Here is a 20,594-nt window from a genome sequence, read left to right as displayed (position 1 = left end):
ACCCACCAATCCATATAACCTAATATAATTTAAATGGCACTTCCACAGGTAGATACAGCCCTTCACTTGGTCGCTTCATCTCTTCATAATGAATAGCCAAAGATAAATACATTATCGAATTTCTAGCTAACTTCATTAATGTCATTAAGCGCGATTCGAACTGGCTTATAGGTATTAAAAGGGTGTGGGAAGATAGCTTTTCTTTCTCAACAATATTTAAATCTAAGACTGACAACCTTAAGTTGAGCTTATTCTTTTTCCCTTCTAATTGCTCAATTAAAGAGTTATTACAATCTTTTTTAGCCTGTTTTTGTTCTTTATAAACCTCTTTCAAGTCAGCTTGGATTTTTACAATTTCTTGCTTTGTCTTGTTCAACTCGGCTTCATGAAAGCTTTTATCTGAGTGAGTAAGTTCATAACCAAAATCATCCACAATTTTGAGCGAACGGTGTTCCATAGCATTTCTAATCTCTGAAAATGATTTTGCGTCTGGATCTATCCATTTTGATACGGAAGATGACTTTGTAACGTCTCGAATATCTTTCAGTATGTAAAACAATGCATGAATAAAATGATTATCGCTATCCTTCAGCTTCTTGTGAGGTTTCCAGTCTCTTTTCCAGTTCTTAGCTTTGAAATCCCTAAATAGACTATCGATGCTTATCATATTGTCGTCTTTCAGGTCGTTCAAATCAAAAAAACGACTCACAAGGTAAGCAATTTTATCAAACAGTGAATACAGTGTACGAAACGCGGATTTGTAGTGGCCAGTTTTTAAGTTATTGATTGAGTGTGACATATCATCAACATGCAGATATGTAGAATTGAAGAAATGCGGGACATCATCGGGGATATTTTTTGCTGAAAAAATGAGATAACGAGCATGGCAATAGTCATTCTTTAGTTCGTCAAAATTACCGTGGTAAGCAAGCCCCTCATGCATAGCTAGTGTTGTATTTATGGTTTGAACAAATGAGGGCAAAGCAAGTACATCTTGATAAGAAATTTCATACTCACAAACGTCATTCAGATCATTGATAAAAAGTTTGTTTTTTGCACACCATTGTAAATACTGTTTGTGTTTTCTGGTTTCAAAGTCATCAAATTCATCTTTAAAGTAATCAAATGCAGAGACTTCAAATGTTTGCTCAAACCATTCCTTGAACTTAAATAAGTAACCTTCACCTTCAAGGTCCCCCCTTTGTTCAGGGTATAGCTGATCAATATTTTTAATTGCTTCTTTAATGAGTTGATAAGCTATAAAGTAGTGATACTCTTTATGTCCATTGTCATAAAGAGATTCTCCTAGGAAGATTTGGTTCCGAGCTTTTGAGACGATAGCTACAACATTGCTGTTGATTGATATGGCTTCGTCATAAAGCGATATACAACACAAAGCTCTTCCCTGCGAGGAAAGACTATTTGCTAAATTAGTGACAACCCTCGACCTGAGGTCTTCATATGTATGGATGTTGTTAACGTCTTCACTTCGATCAATTTCAGGAATACTGTGTAAAGCTTTTCTGTAAAATATTACCGCTTTCATCAAGTCATCTGAGTACCACTCAACTGTCCGAGCGTCATAAAGAACAGAGTAGCAATTTGCCACTGTATAGAAGTAATGAGCCTCATGCAGAGGATGCTCAAACTCAAAATCTCGCTCTGTGAGTCTTTCAATTAGCTTTACCAACGAGTCAGTATCTCTGTTTATGATGTGATAATCTGCTTCTTCATTGAACTTGTTAAGTTCGTCTCTCGTCATTAACAAAATAGCTCCTTTATACTGATATGACTCAAATAGAACCTAACATAATGGACATGATAACTAATATTAAATGCATAAATAATATTTGGTTCTATACTACTTATAATAATTTCAAGAATAATAGTTCAAAATGATTATGGTGAGATAATAAGACAAACTGAATGCCGTTTTTGCTCTTACGAAACGACTGCAAACTGCCTAGGAGAACTTTGTCATTTCATGTGTAGGTGCTTTATTTTTTCGAAATCGACAATGTTGCTCTTTTCATTTTTAGGACAAAAATTTCATACGACATAAACTCTCCTACTAACGCCGCATTAAGGTGTGAACATACTACCATGACACTAAACCAATCAGCCTTAAACACGAAACCCAACGATGGAACAAAAATGCCAAGCGTAGGGAATCACTCTTAAGTATTTTTGTGTATGTTTATCAGCCAGTGCGTAACGCTAATAGTTCGGGAATACTATCCGTCTCTCTGTACAAAGTAAGACTCTCATCCTGAGACTCAATAGCCAGGATGGACATCCTATCAGCTAACTCGTTGCCCTCAATGCCGACATGTCCTTTTACATGGTGAATTGTAATTTGAGACGATATTTCTTGGTAAAGAGAATACGCTGGCTTAATGATATCCAAGTTTTTGATTTCACCATCAGACTTAGCCCAACCCTTTTTCTCCCATCCACTTGCCCACTTTGTAATACAATCGATAGAGTATTTTGAATCACAAAAAATACCGACGGTACTTCCACCTGCCAACTTTTCCTTGGCAAGCAATAAAGCTTGACTGAGACCATGAAGTTCCGCTGTATTGTTGGTACCGAAGGATTGGTATAAACCATACCAAAGCTCAATTAACTTGTTATGTTTATATACAGCAAGCCCAGCTCCTGCCTCACCAGGGTTAGGCTCACATGCGCCGTCTGTATATATCTTTACGTCAAAAGGCATAGCGTCTATTTGTTCCTGAGACAGAGGGACAGATTTAAGCTTGCTAGATTTTTTGACGATCTTTGGTTTTGTTTTCGGAGTCTTTGATTGAGGTTTCTTTCCAAACGCACATTCGGCTTCTTCTAGCGTTACAAACGACTTAAATTTTGCTCCAGCAAAACCATCAACCAATGACTTACACTTTGCCCAAGTCGTGAATATGCCTGTCTCACGACCTTTCCAAACTACATAATACTTTTTCGCCATACTGTCCTCCTAATCCACATTGGCCGCGTGCACATAACGCCCGCATTTGAGGCTGGTTTGGAGCGCAGCGGAAAAAAGTCCGGCAATATGCGCTTGTTAGGTGTTTTCCAGCACATACTCTGCGGCATTAATATTGTCCAATGTATTCTCAACGAGTTTCTTATATAAATCAAAATGTATGGAAGAATACTCCAGTTTATAAATCTTATTGATATAAAAATATTGTTCAAGATTTCCCTTGTAAAGCGCAAGTCTCTCCTGGGCGCTGTCTTTCTCAAATCTTGCCATCTCAATCAACTCATCAATAGGCAAAGGTAGATTTATAAATATTCGCCCATCATAACGCCATGCATTTTTTGTGGTCTCGTACTCCCACATTGTTAAATATCCTGAATCTCTATAGATTTTGGATATTTGCCGATCATGCACTGGATTCTCAATTACATACTGTGTAATTTGTTCGAGGGTTTGAATGTCTTTTTTAGCTATCTTTCTAACTTTTGAAAGAATTTCATTTGTTATATGTGACTGCTTCTCAATCGGGTTTTCACTGTTCGCAAAGCTGATTTCTTCATCTATGGCTTTTCTCGCTTTCCTTGGAACCTCTTGAATATTTTGAGATTCGAGAATTTCTTGGGGCGTACAAAAAGAAGCGCTATCTACTAACTTAACGCCAGCATATTCGTATGCTTGCGCTACAAGCCTAGAGCAAAACTGCCTATTCTCATTTTCCCTCTTACTTACCTTCAGCTTTGCATTGACTGCACTTTTTACAGAATACGTAGTTCCTATCTTTGATCTCGCGAAAATACATGCTTGATTCACTGTTTCTTGATCACATTTGACCCTCAAAACAGTCACGTTTTCAGATGCATCAAACAGAAGCCTTTGCAGATTACCTGAATGAACGCCGTTAGCATCAGAATGTATGTAGCTACCATGACCTACATAAAGAATTGCATGTGAGAAATCACTTCCAGTCGATTTCCTTACAACTTTGCTAGTTGCTGAGTTCTCACTTGTAAGAAGAATATCACCATTCTTTAATTCGCTAATGGGGATTATGTACAACAGTTCGCTCCATATTTGATAAAACACCTAACGCCCCATTCAGGGGCTTTTAATTGCTGGCTAAAATAACGAACGCAGTGAGGAAAGCCAACAGTTAAAAGCCCCTCACTGCAATAGCTTGTTATATTTCAACTTCTTCGAATATTGCATACGATTTGTGAAGTATTCGTGCACCTATAAACACCTTCTCCGATGTGATACCACAAGAGTATCTATAAGATTTACCAACCTCAACAACTGCAATAATTTCAGCGTCTGTCGCACCACCTCCATAATTGCATTGCAATATGAATTTATACTCGCCTGGTTTCAGGTAAGCTTCTTGAATAGCATTTTGCATTGGCTTAAATTCCATTACTACTGAACCATTAGCGTCAAAGACTGCATTGATAAATGCACTCGGTTTGCCACTAAACGGCTTATGTGGTTGTTTGAAGATATATGCCAACTGGTTTTGAGCAATTCCTTCGGGGTTGTGAAATCTTGTAGCTTGGCAACCAGCCAATAAAAGAACAAGAAAAACCAACATGGAGCTTTTCACTAAACTATCCTTGAAATATAACAGGTTATCAGTAAGACCTTACAAAGTAGCATACCTTGCAAGGTTGGAATCTTCTACTGTCCGGTTTTCATTCAAAGCCACCAGCTTTATCACACCTCTTCGAGCCCAGGCAAAATGCCAGCCCCCTCACTTATCCCGCGCTGTTTTGGTGTGTGGCTACATGTGAGTAAAGGACTCCTGCGTCGGACCGTTGAAGTGGCAAACAGTTTGTTTTGCCTAACCGTGCTCTCGCAGTCGAGTTGATGTTGCTTTAATGCAGCAAACACAATCGTCAAGGGAGACTTGAATACGGTGAGACCTCGGGGGTGGACGTTTCGACGTATATCCTTGTAGCTCAACTCCATCACACTCTCAAAAAAGCTATCCGGATGAATAAGTAACAGGCGACAGACTTTATCCAGCCGTTTTAACAGCTCACTGTCATATTGCCAATTTGTCTGGTGTAGCTTTTTAGCCTGATGAGTTTCAACCTGCTTTCTTAGAATGTTGTCTGAATTGCTTTTTGCATTGCCGTGGGTAATCACTTTTTCTATAGCGGCTACCTCATGAGCCAAAAATCTGTTCGTCCAAAATGCTTTTTTATTCCTAACTCCTCGCAAAGCTTGATAAATTTTTCATAAATACCCCTATCTACCGAAAATTTCCGATGCTTTACCGCAAAACTTAACCACCTGTTTTTATTGGGAAAAACATTTCCTTACAAAATAATTTAAAAAAAGCTTCAAACTGCGTAACTGGGTGTCTTTGCTATCAAATCTATCAATCGCTCAATTTCAAAAAACCAGCATTTACTTTAAAAAAGTGAACCACGTGGTGAACAATTATCTTGCTAAAACAAATCGTTACGCGAACCGAAAACAAGTATATCGTAATTTTTAGCCCTTAACTTTCAAGAACTTGCGCTCAAACTAAAAAAGCTGTCAAACTGAATAAGAGTTCCGGAGGCCACACGGCTTCATAGTCATAGTTTGCGCAAAGGGAGTTGCCTATTTAATGAGCATAACCTTTAATTATGAGCTATAACTTTTATTGTGCAAGAAAACGAAGGGAAGGCACTGAGCTTTTTCTTCAAGTTAGCAATATCGAAAATGATGCAGAGTTATTACGTCGAGGTAGCGATAAAACAACAATAAAAACCAGCTTGGTGCAGTTTTGCATTGCAGGATTTCGTCTTACATCGAGGTGCATGTAATGCAACGAAACAGAATGACACTTGAGCGCAAGCTGCCTAGGAGAAGCAGGGTTACTCACCTACACAGGTTCTTTTCCTATAAAAATCAAAGCATGATTTTTTGCGAGAGCGCAATGGAAGCGCATGCAGCCCTGCTGCTTGAATTCGACAACAGCGTAGTACGCTATACCTCACAACCCTTCACCACTCACTATCAGCTCAATGGCAGAGCCACACGCTATACACCTGACTTTTTAATTAAGCTGGCCTCCGGCGAGTTTAAAAGCCTCGAGATAAAGCCCAGCAACAAGCTCAATACACTGCGACTTACTGACAAGTTTGCTGTGTTAAAGCAGCATTTTTCAGAGGAGCTCTACCACCCGCTGGAGCTGATAACTGACAAAGATATCTATCGCGGTACCAACATCAACAACTACCAAAAGTTATACGGGTTCCGTCAGCTTCCGCTCACCCCTTCAGAGCAAGCTCGATTCATTGAAATAGACGCAGATACTGTGACCCTTTGCGAGCTAATCACAATCTTGTCCAATCACAGTGATACTCCCTATTGCGATGCGATGAAGCTCCTTGCACATGACCTGTTCGCGTGGCATTGCACAAAGCCTCTCATCGGCAGTTCACTACTAACCAAAGTAGGGGTGGCTTCATGAGCGCAACCGTATTGCAAGAAGGTCAAAAGCTCATGTATCGCGATACTATGGCGACCGTTAAAACAATTGATAGAGAATCAATCGTCTTAGAGCTTCATAACGGCTGTAAGCAGTTTACGCTGAGCCAATACCAAAAAGCAGTGACCCAGGGTTACATCAAAGAGGCGCCCGCCACTTTTGTCCTCGGTGAATTAAAACCCCTGTTGGGCGAAGACGAGCTCTTTCTCGCGCAGCGATACAGCGATTACCTTTCCCCTCTCAAATACATGCAAGCGAACCGCTCCTTAGAACGCATCGCGAAAGTCATCGAGACTGTCGCCCTCAAACGAGGTGATACTGGTAAAAACAAACCCTCAGCAATTACGGTATACCACTGGCTAGTAGACGCAGAGACAAAATGGAACTTCGACTACGTTGCGATGGTGAATGCCAAAAAGCGCAAACCTGGATGGCGAGTGAGTGATGAATGCCGCGATCTATTTTTCGAGATAATTGATAGATTCTACCTTAAATCGATAAAACCAGGTCCTGACCGAGGACTGAGCAAATCAGAGTGTTGGCTGGAGTTTCGACAAGCGCAAGAAAAGTTATTAGCAGGCCTCTCAACAGAAGAAAGAGCTAGCTACAAAGGCATGAAACGCTCGAGCTTTATGGACAAACTGAATCAACTAGACCCTGTTGAAGTATGCATTGCCAGAGAAGGGTATGATAAAGCTCGTAGAATGTTCAGGGGCTCTGCTCACCACATCGTTGCAGAACGGCCTTTAGAGCTGGTGCAAATAGATGCTGTTCACATTAATGTCGGGTTATTGGATTGCGATGGAAACTTCGTCGGTATGCCTGTCATTTTCTTTGCAATTGATGTGTTCACCCGCACGATTTTAGGCTACGTCATCTCTTACGCTCACAAACGCAGAGAAGATATGTGCTCTGCCATCGAGCTATTGAAAGTCTCTATCCAAGAAAAGCAAAAGCCCGCCCACACTAAACATGGCTGGCCGCTGCACGGCAAGATTGAAACTGTTCAATATGATTCTGGCGTCTTCAGCTCAAAATTAATGAGCTCTTATCTATTGCACATTGGAGTTAATGGCCGCCAAACACAGCCTAGAAGCCCATGGCAAAATGCTTTTATAGAACGGTTTCATCGCACCTTTAGAGAGTCTTGCTGCACATTCATTCCTGGCTATGAAGGCAGCCGCAATAGTGAAAAGAAAGACTCTACGCCTATTAAGCAATCTGCGGCAATCACTGAAATTGAGTTTAAACGCATAGTAGAAACATTCATCCTAGATAAATATCACCAGCGTCCTCACGGTGGATTAGGGCAATGTACACCTGCGGACATGGCTGAAAATTTTCGCGCCTTAGTCCCCCCGCTTTCCCCTGACGATATTCGCAAGCTTGACCTCTTCCATGGAGTTGAAACTGAATTTACGATTCAAGCGCATAAGGGCATTGTCAAAAATAACATTTGGTATCACGACAAGGCTGAGTCAATCCGCAACCCAAGCAAGCTGGTTAAAATTTATAACAAGCACCATGCCACAGGTAAGCAAGTAAAAGTAAAAGGGTACTCTTCACGAGCTGATGTTTCAGCTATCTCAGTAATTGATCCAGATACGGGTGAACTGTTTAAAGTCCCATCCACCTTATACGACGAGCCAATTTCATTGTCTCAACATCAGGCCAGAACCAAGGCAGGAGGAAAAATAGATCCAGCGACAGCGGTAAATATGATGTCCCCACAACTACAGAGCTATGAAACTAACGATGAAGTAGATGGTGATCCACACCAGCCATTCCTGCCTACTTCAAGTGCCACCTCGACTCAGAGTATGCCGCCTGTGACCCAAAATGAGCTCGAGCAATGCATTACTGACAATGCCGCAGGGCAAAACATGCCTCCTGCACTGGCTCAGCCAGATAACACCGAAAAACCAGCTCCCCCTTTAATAGTTAAGAAGAACGTTAAACCACTTAAAATGTAAGGAAGTCCATGACGATTGGCGAAGTGTCACATGACGCAAATAATTTGGCGAAGCTGTATTGTATGTCTGGTAAATACAAGGCAGCTGAGAAGTCCCTTTTGCATACAATAAAATACCGCTCTTTTGAAACGGGCGGTGCCTTATTGTTGGGTGAGCCAGGTATCGGCAAGACATCACTAGCTAAGAAATTTTTAGAAGAGCATCATCAGGATCCGCTTCCAGAGCACAACAATGTATTTGGTATCTATGTTGAAGTTCCTGGCGGCACTTTGAATGGACTCCATAGTGAGATTCTCAGAGCGCTGGGCGATGAGAACTTCAACGAAGGGAAGCTCGATCAGAAAAAGCGACGGATCATGAAGCTGGTCAATGCCATGGATGTGAAGGTGATCTTTTTAGATGAAGTGCAAGTAGCACTGCCATCAAGCGGCGTCATGCCCTCCTCTAAATTCATCAAAGACATTAAGGAGCTCATCAACGGAACCCGTTGCAGCTGGGTTTTATGTGGCACACCTGAAGCTAGAGATATTCGAGATGTGGATGAGCAACTGAAAAGTAGGTTCCCTAAGGTCATTGAATTAGATAACTTTTCATTTAAGGGCTACGACAACAAGGTCGATTTTATTGCGATTCTATTCGACTTCCTCTCCACCATGCCGCGAAAATTCCCGCTGTTTAAATGCCTAAATGACTCTTTAGTCGATGAGGGGATCGGCTACTTCAAAGAAGTGGATTACTCAAATTTATTGCGGTTACTGTGTGCCACTAACGGAAGCCTCAGACGATTAAAGCTTATCCTTATGGATTGCCTGGAGCGCACGGATATCGACGACGAATTAACTAAAGAGATTTTTGCAGAGGCCTACGCCGAGTGTTTCCAAGGAGAAGCCATCAATCCATTCACTGCGGATATGGGGACGGTGAAAAAATTACTCATAGCGAGGGATCTGTATGCCTAACCAACTAGTGATCAGGCCTCGCCCAAATCAAGGGGAAAACCTATTGGGATTTCTCCTGCGCCTGGCGAATGAAAATGGCTATTACCGCCACGGTGCCATTTTTAAAGTGCTTGGACTGAAGCCCCAAAAAGGAGCCTTCAATGTATCAAGTGCGCGTTTCAACGAATTTATGGCTGCATTAGCTCACGCATTGTGTATGGGGACCAACACACTCAAAACCTTATTTTTGCCGACGCATATCGACGACGATCTGCCTTTGTCCACCGTTAAGAGCTCACTGTGTCCTACGCTTCATATCTGCAGCACTTGTCTCAGTGGTAAAGATGGGTTTATCCGACATGATTGGCAGAAATGTCACGTCACTCATTGCGAACGACATAAAGTAGCCTTGATTGATGCTTGCCCTAGTTGCCTCCAAAGCTTGCAGTGGAATGCTGACATATTTGATGGGTGCTCTCATTGCGGATTACGCTGGCATGACTATTGTGCGTTACCTCACCCTTCAATCCCTTCTTATCAATCATATGTAGAGACGTTGCAAGGGGATAAAAAGCAGACCTATCTAGAAGCACTATACTCGGCAGCGCTTATGATTAACAAACCATACCGTTTTTCGAATGACTCTATCGGCTCTTGGAAATTTAACAACAACGAATCTCAAGACCTGTTCAACAAAGGGTATTGGCTACTTGCATCGAAAGAGCACCAAGTTCAGTTCTTTAACGCTCTGCAGCGCTCACTGCGAGACAGTACAACGGCTATTTCTGCATCTACACTCAAATCACTATCCCACCCAATAAAGCAGTTACCCAATTTACAACTCCCTGCAGCAGCTTTTACCGTGAATATAGACACGCTGCTGCCCTGTAAGGTGTTTTGCTCCTTGAGTGATGTCCAAGCAAGCAAACTCCTAGGTATCACCCCTGCAGAGCTCAATCAATTAGCACGACAAGACGTTATTTCTGCTGCGATTAATAACAAGATGTACACCTACAACCTAGAGCATGTTGATGACTTTCTAGGAACGCTTTTAAACAAGGCTCGATTATCCACCGGAGCAAAGTCTCAGGATTGGTTACCACTCAGTGAATTGGCCATGGAGTCCCAACAATTCTTTTTTAATTTTGGTGAGGCCATTGAGCTTATTTTGAAAGAGAACATTCCCCTGTTTCAGCGGGCCACAACACGCTCACTCAAAGAACTTTATGTTTCTAAGAGTGCAATTTACAGTCTGCTAGCTGAGCATGAGCACTCTCAATTCAACCGCCTCTTTTCGCAATCTGAATTAAGGGCATACTTTTGTGTTCAACAGGTAAAAATTGATGCTTTAGCCACTTTGTTTGCCTGGGAAAAAGTATGTGTAAACAGAACCTGGGGACAATACACTCACAAAAGCATTCGGGAGTTTATCGATAGTTACCTTTTGTTGGATAAATGGTGCAAGAGCCGCCCTTATCCTAAAGCAACACTCTTTAACTACCTTAAGAGTCAGGGGGTTTTGCCCGTGGAAGGGCATGATGCATATCAGACCAAATTGCACGTCTTCGAAAAGTCAGAAAAGCTGATGGGCAGCATTGCGCTTTTTGAACAATGCTGGCGTAAGTCAAAGCAGCCTTACTTAGAGGTTGAGCCACATTAACACCTAAAATTCATACACCTACAGTGATGAGCGACATTCTCCAGCCAACTCCGTCCGCCTAAAAACGTCACTCCACCAAAAGAGTGTTGCGCTCATTGAAGCCCAACACTCTTTTTTATTTCTTGCTCAAAGTGGCTTAATCCAATTTTTTCTTATACCCTGTAAGGATCACCGTATAACAGGCATACATTTTTATGTAAGCTTATAATTTCACTGAACTTATAGTTTAGTGCTGAGGTGGATTTTTTGCGCGAAATTTACTCTTAAAGTGGATCAGTCAAAAAACTCCTCTTGGACACCTCCCCGTAACCCACTGTTTTTACTAAGTATAGAAGTTTCTCCTTAAATTAAACGCCACACCCCATTCTTGTGAACTTAGCCTTTGCCTTTATCACCGACTGCGCAAACCCAAAAAAAGCGCCTAAAGTTATATAGGAAGGCGATCCCGCATCGATGCATTTACAACAATAGAAGGAACCCAATATGCTCTGTATCAGCCTAGATGACGAACATGATATTGGCGTCTTTACCCCCCACGGCCAGCTTTCGGCAGCCGACTTTGTGGCGGCGGTGCGCATCATTGACCCTTATATTGAGCGCCGCGGCCCCTTAAAAGGCCTGATGATAGCCACCCGGCACTTCCCCGGCTGGGATTCATTCGCGGCGCTGTCGGCACACCTGCGCTTTGCACGCGACCACCATAAGCAGATCGGCAGGATAGCCCTGGTCACTGACTCGCCCATGGCCATGCTCGGCGAGCATTTGGCGGCGCACTTTATCAGCGCCGAAATTAAGGCCTTTAAATACGACCAGATAGAGCAGGCCCGAGCCTGGCTGCGCGAGACCCATTAAAAGCGGCTGTTGGGCTGCTCTAAAAATGCCAGCTCCTCGGGTGTCGACTGGCGCCCGAGCAGGGCATTACGATGTGGGTAGCGCCCAAAGCGGTCGATAATCGCCTTGTGCTCCAGCTCATAGGCATAGTTATCCAAAGGCCGAAAGAGATGCTCGGCAAGCACATGAATGGCCGCGCTTTCGCTGTGCATATAGGGCATGTACAAAAAGGTGCGTTCCTGCTCGGTTAGCAGCAGATCGTAACCCTTCTCTACCGCATGTTGCGCCAGGCACAGGGCCAAGGGATCATAGGCAAAGGCACCGGCGCTGTCGCGATACATGTTGCGAGAAAACTGGTCGAGCACGATGATTTCACTCAGGGCGCCGTGGGCACTGCTGCGCCAGGTATAGAGCTCGCCCCGGCAGGCGGCCGCGTGCGTGGCGGCAAACTGACGGCTCACCTCTTCGTCGAGCGCCGCACTCTTGCTAAACCAGTCCTCTGGCCGACACTGGTGAAACCAAAAATCATACACGGATTGAAAGTCCATCGTCTCCCCCTCTCAACGAACCCTGATGCTGTTACTGACAGTCTAGTCAAATCCGGTGCTCGGGGGATGACCAAGAAGCCATGTATTTTTGCCCAGCACCGCTGCTCACGGTGCGCGGCTCTGTTCCTGCGCTGCTCACCGTCGTAAAAGACTTGCAGATGCCCCACCCGTGCAGCACTATGTGAGCCAGGTTGCCACTGGGAGCAACACCCGAGCATTCACAGACCTTGCCATATAAGGAGTAGTAAGCATGAGCACACGTATTTGGGCTCAGGAAATCGATTTTGATCTTTGTCGCAAACTCGACCTCGGCGTCGGCGCCAAGGGCACGCTGATGACCAAGCTGGGCATAGAAATCAGCGAAATCGGCCCGGATTACCTGGTGGCCACCATGCCAATCAACAACGAGCTCTACAACCCCATCGGCATAGTCCACGGCGGCGCCTACGTGGTCTTAGCCGAAACCGTCGCCAGCTACGCCGCCAACTTCGCCGTCGACATCACCAAGTACTACTGCGTCGGCCAGGAGATCAACGCCAACCACCTCAAAGCCTCACGCACCGGCACGCTCAAAGCCGTAACCAAACCCGTGCACCTGGGCGGCCGCTCATCGGTATGGGAGATTAAGATCTACAACAGCGCCGGTGATTTGTGTTGTATTTCAAGGATGACTGCTGCGGTGGTGGAGAAAAGGAGTAAAAGCGCTGGGCTTTAATGCGGGATTGTTCAATTGAACGCTTGTGAATTTAAGAATGGAAGGAGAATAAGACTTCTCCTTTATATTAACTAAGAAGGTAAGTACCTGTAGGATTGGGGTGGAGTGATATTGTCACCTAGCTCACTTAAACATAAGGGGCGCTCATATCTTACAACATTTCCAACCTTAATGGCTGTCCCCTTTTCCCTACCTAAATAATATTCATCGAAAAACTGTTTAGAAATACCCGCAGCTTTCTTTGTTCGGTGCCAAAGTAGATCTGGGTGTTCTGATATGACATCTTCAATATCAAATTCACCAACAACTTTGCCCACAGGCATAGTTGAATATACCACTACAGTTTTGACACCATCTCGTTTGAAAGTATTTTTTCTAAACTCAAACTTTTTGGTACCTTCAAGGATTTTGTCTACAAACTCTGGCTTAATCGACAATAAGACTTTCATTGACCCCTCCCAACCTCGCAATGTGTCTAAACTGCTGGTTCGTTAACTTCATAACACCCGGGTATGCGTTTTTATCTATCCCAACTTCCTCAATAAGGCGACCACGAGTAATACGTTTGGAAAGGGCCGCATTATAAGTGAATCTTATGATATGACAGTATCTTTTTTCATTATAGATTTTAATTAATTCATCGTTAGAAAAAACAGAATAAGGGGCGCAATATGATAAAAACTCCTCTAATGAGCTGAACTCACGTATATGCCTATATTCTTCAACCACACCGATTGAAGTGGCCACTGACCGATACCAAGCGGATCCTTGACCATCTGAAGTACGATAAACGACCAACCCGTCTCCGGGTCTAAAATAAGATACGCCTTCCATCTTACAAATGAAAATCTTATGGATACTATTTGTGTGAGAAACGTCCTGAATAATGTCATGAGTTTCGTTGTTTAGAATGGAGTCAGGCAGTAACCGAGAGTGAAACTCTGGATAAATTGATAACAGGTACTGATTAGCTTGGTTTAAACGTACAAAGGGATAACTTTGTATAGTCGAGCCTACTTGCCCTCTCATTATACGAACTAAAACCGACTCAACCCCATTGGGAGTGCTTTTTGAGCCACAAGTAATAAACCCATACCTTGAAAATAGGCTTTTCAAATATTCATGCTTATCAAATACCGTTACATAAATACTATCAACGTCTTGTGCAAGCGCATGGTCAAAAATCTTTTTAATGAATCTTTCCCCACGGCGTGTTCCATGTGAGTTGAACTTAAAAGTACCAACTTTCAAATGCTTGCCTGGTGGTAAATTTGGGGAAATATCGGTAATAGGCCCTATTTCTTCTTTTAAGTACATGAATCCATCAATTGCATTCCCATCTACCAATACGTACGCGAACTCATTTTGCTCTGCTTTGCGAGAGAACCAAGCAGGAAACTCGGCATAATCAGCTCGCAATGTATCAAAAAAAGAATCCTGTAGATTAATTTGCCTGAATGGCACATAGTGAAGGCTTTCCATAGCTTACTCCAAGTGGGAGCTGATAAATTGAGTCAGCTCTAGTGTATCGTTATTGGTATCGTGGGTAAAAACAGGAACGCCTAGCCGTTCGGCTACAGACTTTGCATGTTCTAGTTCACAATTGTTCAACTCTTCATACGCTGACTTGTCGTGCTGTATACCATCTCTTGCGGCAACTCTCTCCAGAACTACGTTAACATCACAAGTGAGAACACACATAGCCATGGGTTCAATAGATACGAATGTTTCTTCAGGAACCAGTTGAACTTTATGATTAGCATCGAACAGTGCAAAGTGCCCATCCAACAAAAAACATGGCTCGTCCACAAACTCATTTAAGGCTGTCAGTAGAACATCTTGGTTTTTTGATACATTAGCGACGGCTTTGTCTTTGGTAAAAAGATCTTGCTTCGCTCTATTTATCAGATCACTAGCTGAATAATGGGGGATATTTAATTCAGAAACTAGTTTATTACAGAGGGTTGATTTTCCGACACCATGTATGCCGCCAATAAATATCACTTTCCTTTTCATCACTACATTTCCATATACGGTATGAACACATATATAGAACTAGAGCCTCTATCAATTGTCAATGTAGAGTCAATAAGTATTTAAGATAGACCTGTGCGTTTCTGCCGAATATGGTGGGATGAGTAATACGACGAAGTAAATAGCACAGAAATAGGTAGTAGGGACGTCTTAGCAGCAAAATGCCGAACCTTAGAAAGATTTTATTAAGAAGTTTAGGACAAAGCTAACTAAAGACAAAAAACTGATAGAGAGACTTGCCATATAAATTACTGTACAAATAAACATCTATATTGCTATTTTTATATAAACCTGTATAACGGCGTACGAAATTTCTATTTAGGGAAATTCTATGAACCTAGATCCAAATGTTGAAGCAAAAAAAGTCTTGGATAGGCTTTGGTGTAACCAAGGGTTTCCAGTAGATCCTGTTTCTATTGCTCAAAAGATGGGATTACAGGTTTTAGATACAGATCTTCCCCCAACTGTATCTGGCGCGTTAATAAAAGAAGCTGGTGCAGATCCTATAATCGCACTTCACTACGCCGATCACAGCAACAGAAAACGGTTTACCTGTGCTCACGAATTAGGACATTACGTATCTCGAATAGAATCAAATGACGATAACATTGAATACGAGTACGTAGACCTAAGAGGCTCCGTTGCTGCCTCTGGCTGCGATTCAGAAGAGATCTTTGCTAACAGGTTTGCTGCAAGTCTGTTAATGCCCGAGAAAGTGGTCAGAGAACACGTAAAATCAGGGAAGAGTCACTTTGAATCGGCTTTATTTTTTGGCGTTTCAAATGAAGCTTTGAAACACAGACTGAAGAATCTAGGGCTTTTATAATGACGCAAGAAGGAAAGGACTCTTTAGCTGCTCTTATAAAAAAAAGCTTACAAGATAAAACAAAAACTTCACCAACAGATCCCTTAATAAATGAACAAGTTGAGGATTCAAAAGCTGACCGTGAATTAAAAAAGTCATACGCTAATTGGTTCATTATTATCCTTATAGGGCAGCTTATCGTCATGAATGCAGCCTTTTTTTGCGTCGGGTTCGGCTGGTTATCATTCGACGAGTGGTCACTAAATTTATATATGGGCGGAACGCTAGCTGAGGTCTTTGGTGTAATTCTCGTCATTACCAAAAATTTATTCCCTACTCGCCCTTCTTCAAAGTAACTTAGCAATAACCCCTTTCTGACACACTCATTTTTCCTGATTCGTCTTCGGCGGCTCGACAAAAGCGCACTCTAGAGCACTTTCAGCAGGGCTAAAGCCTCGCCTCTAGCCAAACTCTAACTCCCCATAGAACACCAATGTATCAGCCTAATCCCGTTTAAATTCGCGCTGGAGAAATCGGCTTTTGCTGTGAAACGTGGCTAAGACAGCGAGGCACGATGCCGAGCTAGATTTATCGGCACAGGGAAGTGCCGTTAAATCGTGTCGCAGCCTAAGCGGAGCGTTTAGCAAAAACCTGAGTTCGTAAGCATAAGCGAATTACGGGCGCCTTGGGGTTCCAAGGGGTGACGAGTGACCGACGACTGATAATCGTCGCAGCACGAGGAAGTGGAGGCAAGGATGCCGACAGGAACCAGGCTTCAGGGACGAATTACTTGCACCTAAGGTGATTTGTATCTCAAGTTGCTGTCGCCAACGCGACAAGATCGCACCACAGAGAGCTGTGGGGCGTTTTAAACTCAGAATTGAGTATAGAGGCAGATAGCAGAAGAAGAGTGTTTAGAAGGCCGCACAGCGGCCTTTGGTGTTCGAGGTGAGAGCGGAGTATGTAATCTAAGTTACCTACATCACTACCCTGCAAGGAATTCGTCCCTGAAGCTGGGTTCCTGTCGGCGTCCCCGCTCATCGCAGAGCTCTTCGCCTTCAAGCGGCGAGAGTGAAATTATTCACTCTCTTGTTTCCGCTTTCAGCCATGCCTCCACCTCCGAGCGCTGCGAAGCTGTGCTTCGGTCGCTCGTCGCCCTTCACGCCGTGAAGGTGGTCTTCTCAACTTTCAGGCACAAAAAAGGCCGCTAAAAGCGGCCTTTTTTCTCGAGAGTAACTATTACTCTACGATTGATGCTACAACACCAGCACCAACTGTACGACCACCTTCACGGATCGCGAAACGTAGACCTTCGTCCATCGCGATTGGGCAGATTAGTTCTACAGTCATCTTGATGTTGTCACCAGGCATTACCATTTCTACGCCGTCTGGTAGTTGGATGTCACCAGTTACGTCAGTTGTACGGAAGTAGAACTGTGGACGGTAGCCTTTGAAGAATGGCGTGTGACGGCCACCTTCGTCTTTAGAAAGTACGTATACTTCTGCTTCGAACTTAGTGTGCGGGTTGATTGAACCAGGAGCAGCTAGTACTTGGCCACGCTCAACTTCGTCACGCTTAGTACCACGTAGAAGGGCACCGATGTTCTCACCAGCACGACCTTCGTCTAGAAGCTTACGGAACATCTCAACACCTGTACAAGTTGTCTTCGTAGTTTCTTTGATACCTACGATTTCAACTTCGTCGTTCACGTTGATGATACCGGCTTCAACACGACCAGTTACAACTGTACCACGACCCTGGATTGAGAATACGTCTTCGATAGGCATGATGAAAGGCTTATCGATGTCACGCTCTGGCTCTGGGATGTAAGTGTCTAGCGCTTCTGCAAGCTCAACGATCTTGTCTTCCCACTCTTTCTCGCCTTCTAGGGCTTTAAGAGCTGAACCTTGGATTAGAGGTAGGTCGTCACCTGGGAAGTCGTACTCAGAAAGAAGTTCACGAACTTCCATTTCTACTAGCTCTAGTAGCTCTTCGTCGTCAACCATGTCACATTTGTTCATGAATACGATGATGTAAGGTACACCAACCTGACGAGAAAGTAGGATGTGCTCACGAGTCTGAGGCATAGGACCGTCAGTCGCAGCTACTACTAGGATCGCGCCGTCCATCTGAGCAGCACCAGTGATCATGTTTTTAACGTAGTCAGCGTGTCCAGGACAGTCAACGTGCGCGTAGTGGCGAGTTGGAGTGTCGTACTCAACGTGTGAAGTTGAGATTGTGATACCACGCTCACGCTCTTCTGGAGCGTTATCGATTGATGCGAAGTCTTTTGCTTCACCACCGTATACTTTTGCAAGTACGTTAGTGATTGCTGCAGTTAGAGTTGTTTTACCGTGGTCAACGTGGCCGATTGTACCAACGTTTACGTGCGGTTTTACGCGTTCAAACTTTTCTTTTGCCATTTTAAAAATTCCTATAAAGAAATTAAAGTCCGACCCTTAATGAATCGGACCGAACTCAAATTACTTAACAGCGCGAGCTGCAATAATAGATTCTGCGACGTTCTTAGCCGCTTCCGCGTACTTGAGGAATTCCATCGAGTACGAAGCACGACCTTGGGTTGCAGAACGTAAGTCAGTTGCATAACCGAACATTTCTGAAAGCGGAACCTCGGCGTTGATTTGTTTCAAGCCGCCTGGCGCCTCATCCATACCATCGATCATACCGCGACGACGGTTTAGGTCGCCTACAACATCACCCATGTTTGCTTCAGGAGTGATCACTTCAACCTTCATGACTGGCTCTAACAATACCGGGGTTGCTTCGAGCGCACCCTTACGCATTGCCATCGCACCAGCGATCTTAAAGGCCATTTCGTTCGAGTCGACATCGTGGAATGAACCATCGAATAGTGTCGCTTTCACGCCCAGTAGCGGATAACCAGCAAGGACACCTTGCTCCATCTGCTCGTGGAGACCTTTTTCTACCGCAGGAATGTATTCCTTCGGTACCGTACCACCGACGATTTCGTTAACGAACTCGAACGTTGGTGCGTCATCATCGCTAAAATCAAGTGGCTCAAGTTTGACCCAAACGTGACCATACTGACCACGACCACCCGATTGACGTACAAACTTACCCTCAACCTCAACGGTTGAACGAATCGCTTCACGATAGGCAACCTGTGGCTTACCAACGTTACATTCAACTTTGAACTCACGTTTCATACGGTCGACAATGATATCCAGGTGAAGTTCACCCATGCCAGAGATAATGGTCTGGCCCGATTCTTCGTCGGTCTGTACGCGGAAAGACGGGTCTTCTGCAGCTAGTTTACCTAGTGCCATACCCATTTTTTCCTGGTCTGCCTTGGTTTTTGGCTCTACCGCAACAGAGATTACCGGCTCTGGGAATTCCATACGCTCAAGCGTAATAACAGAATCCGCATCACACAGGGTATCACCTGTTGTTACGTCTTTGAGACCAATCGCGGCGGCGATATCACCGGCACGAACTTCTTTGATCTCTTCACGTGAGTTTGAGTGCATCTGAACGATACGACCGAAGCGCTCACGCTTTGATTTAACTGGGTTATAAACCGTGTCACCCTGGCCCACTGTGCCCGAGTAAACACGGAAAAAGGTTAGCGTACCAACAAAGGGGTCGGTGGCAATCTTAAACGCCAACGCCGAGAATGGGGCATCGTCGTCTGCCGGGCGCGTGTCTTCGGTTTCACCGTCTTCTAACACACCCTGGATTGCTTTGACTTCGGTTGGTGAAGGCATGTATTCAATCACGGCATCAAGCACGGCTTGAACACCCTTGTTCTTGAATGCACTACCGCAAGCCATTAGCACGATTTCGTTCGCTAAGGTGCGGGCGCGTAGGCCTTCTTTGATCTCAGCTTCGCTGAGGTCGCCTTCCTCTAAATATTTGTCCATTAGTTCTTCAGACGCTTCCGCAGCCGCTTCGATAAGTTGCGAGCGGTATTCTTCGGCTTCGTCTAGAAGTTCTGCCGGGATCTCCTCATAGCTGAAAGTCATGCCCTGGTCCGCTTCGTTCCAGTTGATGGCTTTCATCTTGATAAGATCGATTACACCTTTAAAGTCTTCTTCAGCGCCGATAGGTAGCTGAATGGGAACAGGAGTAGCACCCAGGCGGGTTTTCACCTGATCTACAACCGACAAAAAGTCGGCGCCGATACGGTCCATCTTGTTTACGAAGATCATTCGAGGAACTTCGTACTTGTTGGCCTGACGCCAGACTGTTTCTGTCTGTGGCTGTACACCTGATGAGGCACAAAGCACGACCACGGCACCATCAAGCACTCGTAATGAACGTTCTACTTCAATGGTGAAGTCAACGTGTCCAGGAGTGTCGATGATATTAATGCGGTGATCGTCAAATTGCGCGTCCATCCCCTTCCAGAAACAAGTAGTCGCAGCAGACGTGATAGTGATACCACGCTCCTGCTCTTGCTCCATCCAGTCCATAGTTGCGGCACCATCATGCACCTCACCGATTTTGTGAGACAGGCCCGTGTAGAAAAGTACACGTTCCGTGGTGGTGGTTTTCCCCGCATCTACGTGAGCACAAATACCGATGTTGCGGTAGCGCTCAATTGGAGTTGTACGTGCCATATTATCCTCTTAAAGGTTAAGGACAGA

At 44.1% G+C, this 20,594-nt stretch carries 18 protein-coding genes; 8 read left to right on the top strand and 10 right to left on the bottom strand.

The window, feature by feature from the left end; genetic code table 11:
* Positions 1-19: 19 nt before the first annotated feature.
* The 4 genes from KD147_RS05460 to KD147_RS05445 form a co-directional block, all read right to left on the bottom strand.
* Complete coding sequence (locus KD147_RS05460) at positions 20-1,762, bottom strand: LA2681 family HEPN domain-containing protein (RefSeq protein WP_212547165.1); 1,743 nt, start codon at positions 1,760-1,762, stop codon at positions 20-22.
* A 438-nt stretch (positions 1,763-2,200) separates the two neighbouring features.
* Positions 2,201-2,968: a ribonuclease H family protein gene (locus tag KD147_RS05455; RefSeq protein WP_212547164.1), complete on the bottom strand. Its 768-nt coding sequence runs from the start codon at positions 2,966-2,968 to the stop codon at positions 2,201-2,203.
* 96 nt (positions 2,969-3,064) lie between these two features.
* On the bottom strand, positions 3,065-4,066 hold the full coding sequence (locus tag KD147_RS05450; RefSeq protein ID WP_212547163.1) for a YiiX/YebB-like N1pC/P60 family cysteine hydrolase: 1,002 nt from the start codon (positions 4,064-4,066) through the stop codon (positions 3,065-3,067).
* Positions 4,067-4,160: 94 nt separating this feature from the next.
* Positions 4,161-4,580: a hypothetical protein gene (locus KD147_RS05445; RefSeq protein ID WP_212547162.1), complete on the bottom strand. Its 420-nt coding sequence runs from the start codon at positions 4,578-4,580 to the stop codon at positions 4,161-4,163.
* A 1,326-nt stretch (positions 4,581-5,906) separates the two neighbouring features.
* Between KD147_RS05445 and KD147_RS05440 the strand changes: the two genes are divergently transcribed.
* From KD147_RS05440 to KD147_RS05420, 5 genes are all read left to right on the top strand, one after another.
* The gene (locus KD147_RS05440; protein WP_212547161.1) at positions 5,907-6,443 is read left to right on the top strand and encodes a TnsA endonuclease N-terminal domain-containing protein; all 537 of its coding nucleotides are present in this window, start codon (positions 5,907-5,909) and stop codon (positions 6,441-6,443) included.
* Positions 6,440-8,434: a TnsB C-terminal domain-containing protein gene (locus tag KD147_RS05435; protein ID WP_212547160.1), complete on the top strand. Its 1,995-nt coding sequence runs from the start codon at positions 6,440-6,442 to the stop codon at positions 8,432-8,434. Before KD147_RS05440 ends, KD147_RS05435 begins: the two co-directional genes overlap by 4 nt.
* A gap of 8 nt (positions 8,435-8,442) precedes the next feature.
* Entirely contained in the window at positions 8,443-9,393 is a 951-nt protein-coding gene (locus KD147_RS05430) for a TniB family NTP-binding protein (RefSeq protein ID WP_212547159.1), read from the top strand.
* Positions 9,386-11,032 (top strand): TniQ family protein, encoded by a 1,647-nt coding sequence (locus KD147_RS05425; RefSeq protein WP_212547158.1) that lies wholly within the window; start codon positions 9,386-9,388, stop codon positions 11,030-11,032. Before KD147_RS05430 ends, KD147_RS05425 begins: the two co-directional genes overlap by 8 nt.
* Before the next feature lie 483 nt (positions 11,033-11,515).
* Positions 11,516-11,884 carry a SpoIIAA family protein gene (locus KD147_RS05420; RefSeq protein ID WP_105188080.1) on the top strand — a complete coding sequence of 123 codons (369 nt, stop codon included), beginning with the start codon at positions 11,516-11,518 and terminating at the stop codon, positions 11,882-11,884.
* Here the strand turns inward: KD147_RS05420 and KD147_RS05415 are convergent.
* Positions 11,881-12,411: a DUF924 family protein gene (locus tag KD147_RS05415; RefSeq protein ID WP_212547157.1), complete on the bottom strand. Its 531-nt coding sequence runs from the start codon at positions 12,409-12,411 to the stop codon at positions 11,881-11,883. The genes KD147_RS05420 and KD147_RS05415 overlap by 4 nt on opposite strands.
* A 250-nt stretch (positions 12,412-12,661) precedes the next feature.
* Here KD147_RS05415 and KD147_RS05410 point away from each other — a divergent pair, with 250 nt between their 5' ends.
* The gene (locus KD147_RS05410; RefSeq protein WP_212547156.1) at positions 12,662-13,126 is read left to right on the top strand and encodes a PaaI family thioesterase; all 465 of its coding nucleotides are present in this window, start codon (positions 12,662-12,664) and stop codon (positions 13,124-13,126) included.
* 71 nt (positions 13,127-13,197) lie between these two features.
* Here the strand turns inward: KD147_RS05410 and KD147_RS05405 are convergent, their stop codons facing one another.
* From KD147_RS05405 to KD147_RS05395, 3 genes are read right to left on the bottom strand one after another with little or no spacing between them, the layout of a single operon-like run.
* Positions 13,198-13,575, bottom strand: coding sequence for an ASCH domain-containing protein (locus KD147_RS05405; RefSeq protein ID WP_212547155.1), 378 nt, complete (start codon positions 13,573-13,575; stop codon positions 13,198-13,200).
* Entirely contained in the window at positions 13,553-14,608 is a 1,056-nt protein-coding gene (locus KD147_RS05400) for a hypothetical protein (protein WP_212547154.1), read from the bottom strand. Before KD147_RS05400 ends, KD147_RS05405 begins: the two co-directional genes overlap by 23 nt.
* A gap of 3 nt (positions 14,609-14,611) precedes the next feature.
* The gene (locus KD147_RS05395) at positions 14,612-15,142 is read right to left on the bottom strand and encodes an ATP-binding protein (RefSeq protein ID WP_212547153.1); all 531 of its coding nucleotides are present in this window, start codon (positions 15,140-15,142) and stop codon (positions 14,612-14,614) included.
* Positions 15,143-15,491: 349 nt separating this feature from the next.
* Here KD147_RS05395 and KD147_RS05390 point away from each other — a divergent pair, with 349 nt between their 5' ends.
* Positions 15,492-15,986, top strand: a complete 495-nt coding sequence (locus KD147_RS05390) for an ImmA/IrrE family metallo-endopeptidase (protein ID WP_212547152.1) — start codon at positions 15,492-15,494, stop codon at positions 15,984-15,986.
* Complete coding sequence (locus KD147_RS05385) at positions 15,986-16,321, top strand: hypothetical protein (RefSeq protein ID WP_212547151.1); 336 nt, start codon at positions 15,986-15,988, stop codon at positions 16,319-16,321. The genes KD147_RS05390 and KD147_RS05385 overlap by 1 nt, the downstream gene beginning before the upstream one ends.
* 883 nt (positions 16,322-17,204) lie before the next feature.
* On the opposite strand, the gene tuf is transcribed toward KD147_RS05385, so the two are convergent.
* Entirely contained in the window at positions 17,205-18,389 is a 1,185-nt protein-coding gene (gene tuf, locus KD147_RS05380; RefSeq protein WP_212547127.1) for an elongation factor Tu, read from the bottom strand.
* A 60-nt stretch (positions 18,390-18,449) separates the two neighbouring features.
* On the bottom strand, positions 18,450-20,567 hold the full coding sequence (fusA, locus tag KD147_RS05375; protein ID WP_212547150.1) for an elongation factor G: 2,118 nt from the start codon (positions 20,565-20,567) through the stop codon (positions 18,450-18,452).
* Positions 20,568-20,594: the final 27 nt, after the last annotated feature.

The organism is Pseudoalteromonas sp. BDTF-M6 (genome assembly GCF_018334135.1).
Lineage (GTDB): Bacteria > Pseudomonadota > Gammaproteobacteria > Enterobacterales > Alteromonadaceae > Pseudoalteromonas.
Note: the sequence above shows the minus strand (reverse complement) of the source record. Positions and strands in the feature narration are given on the sequence as shown.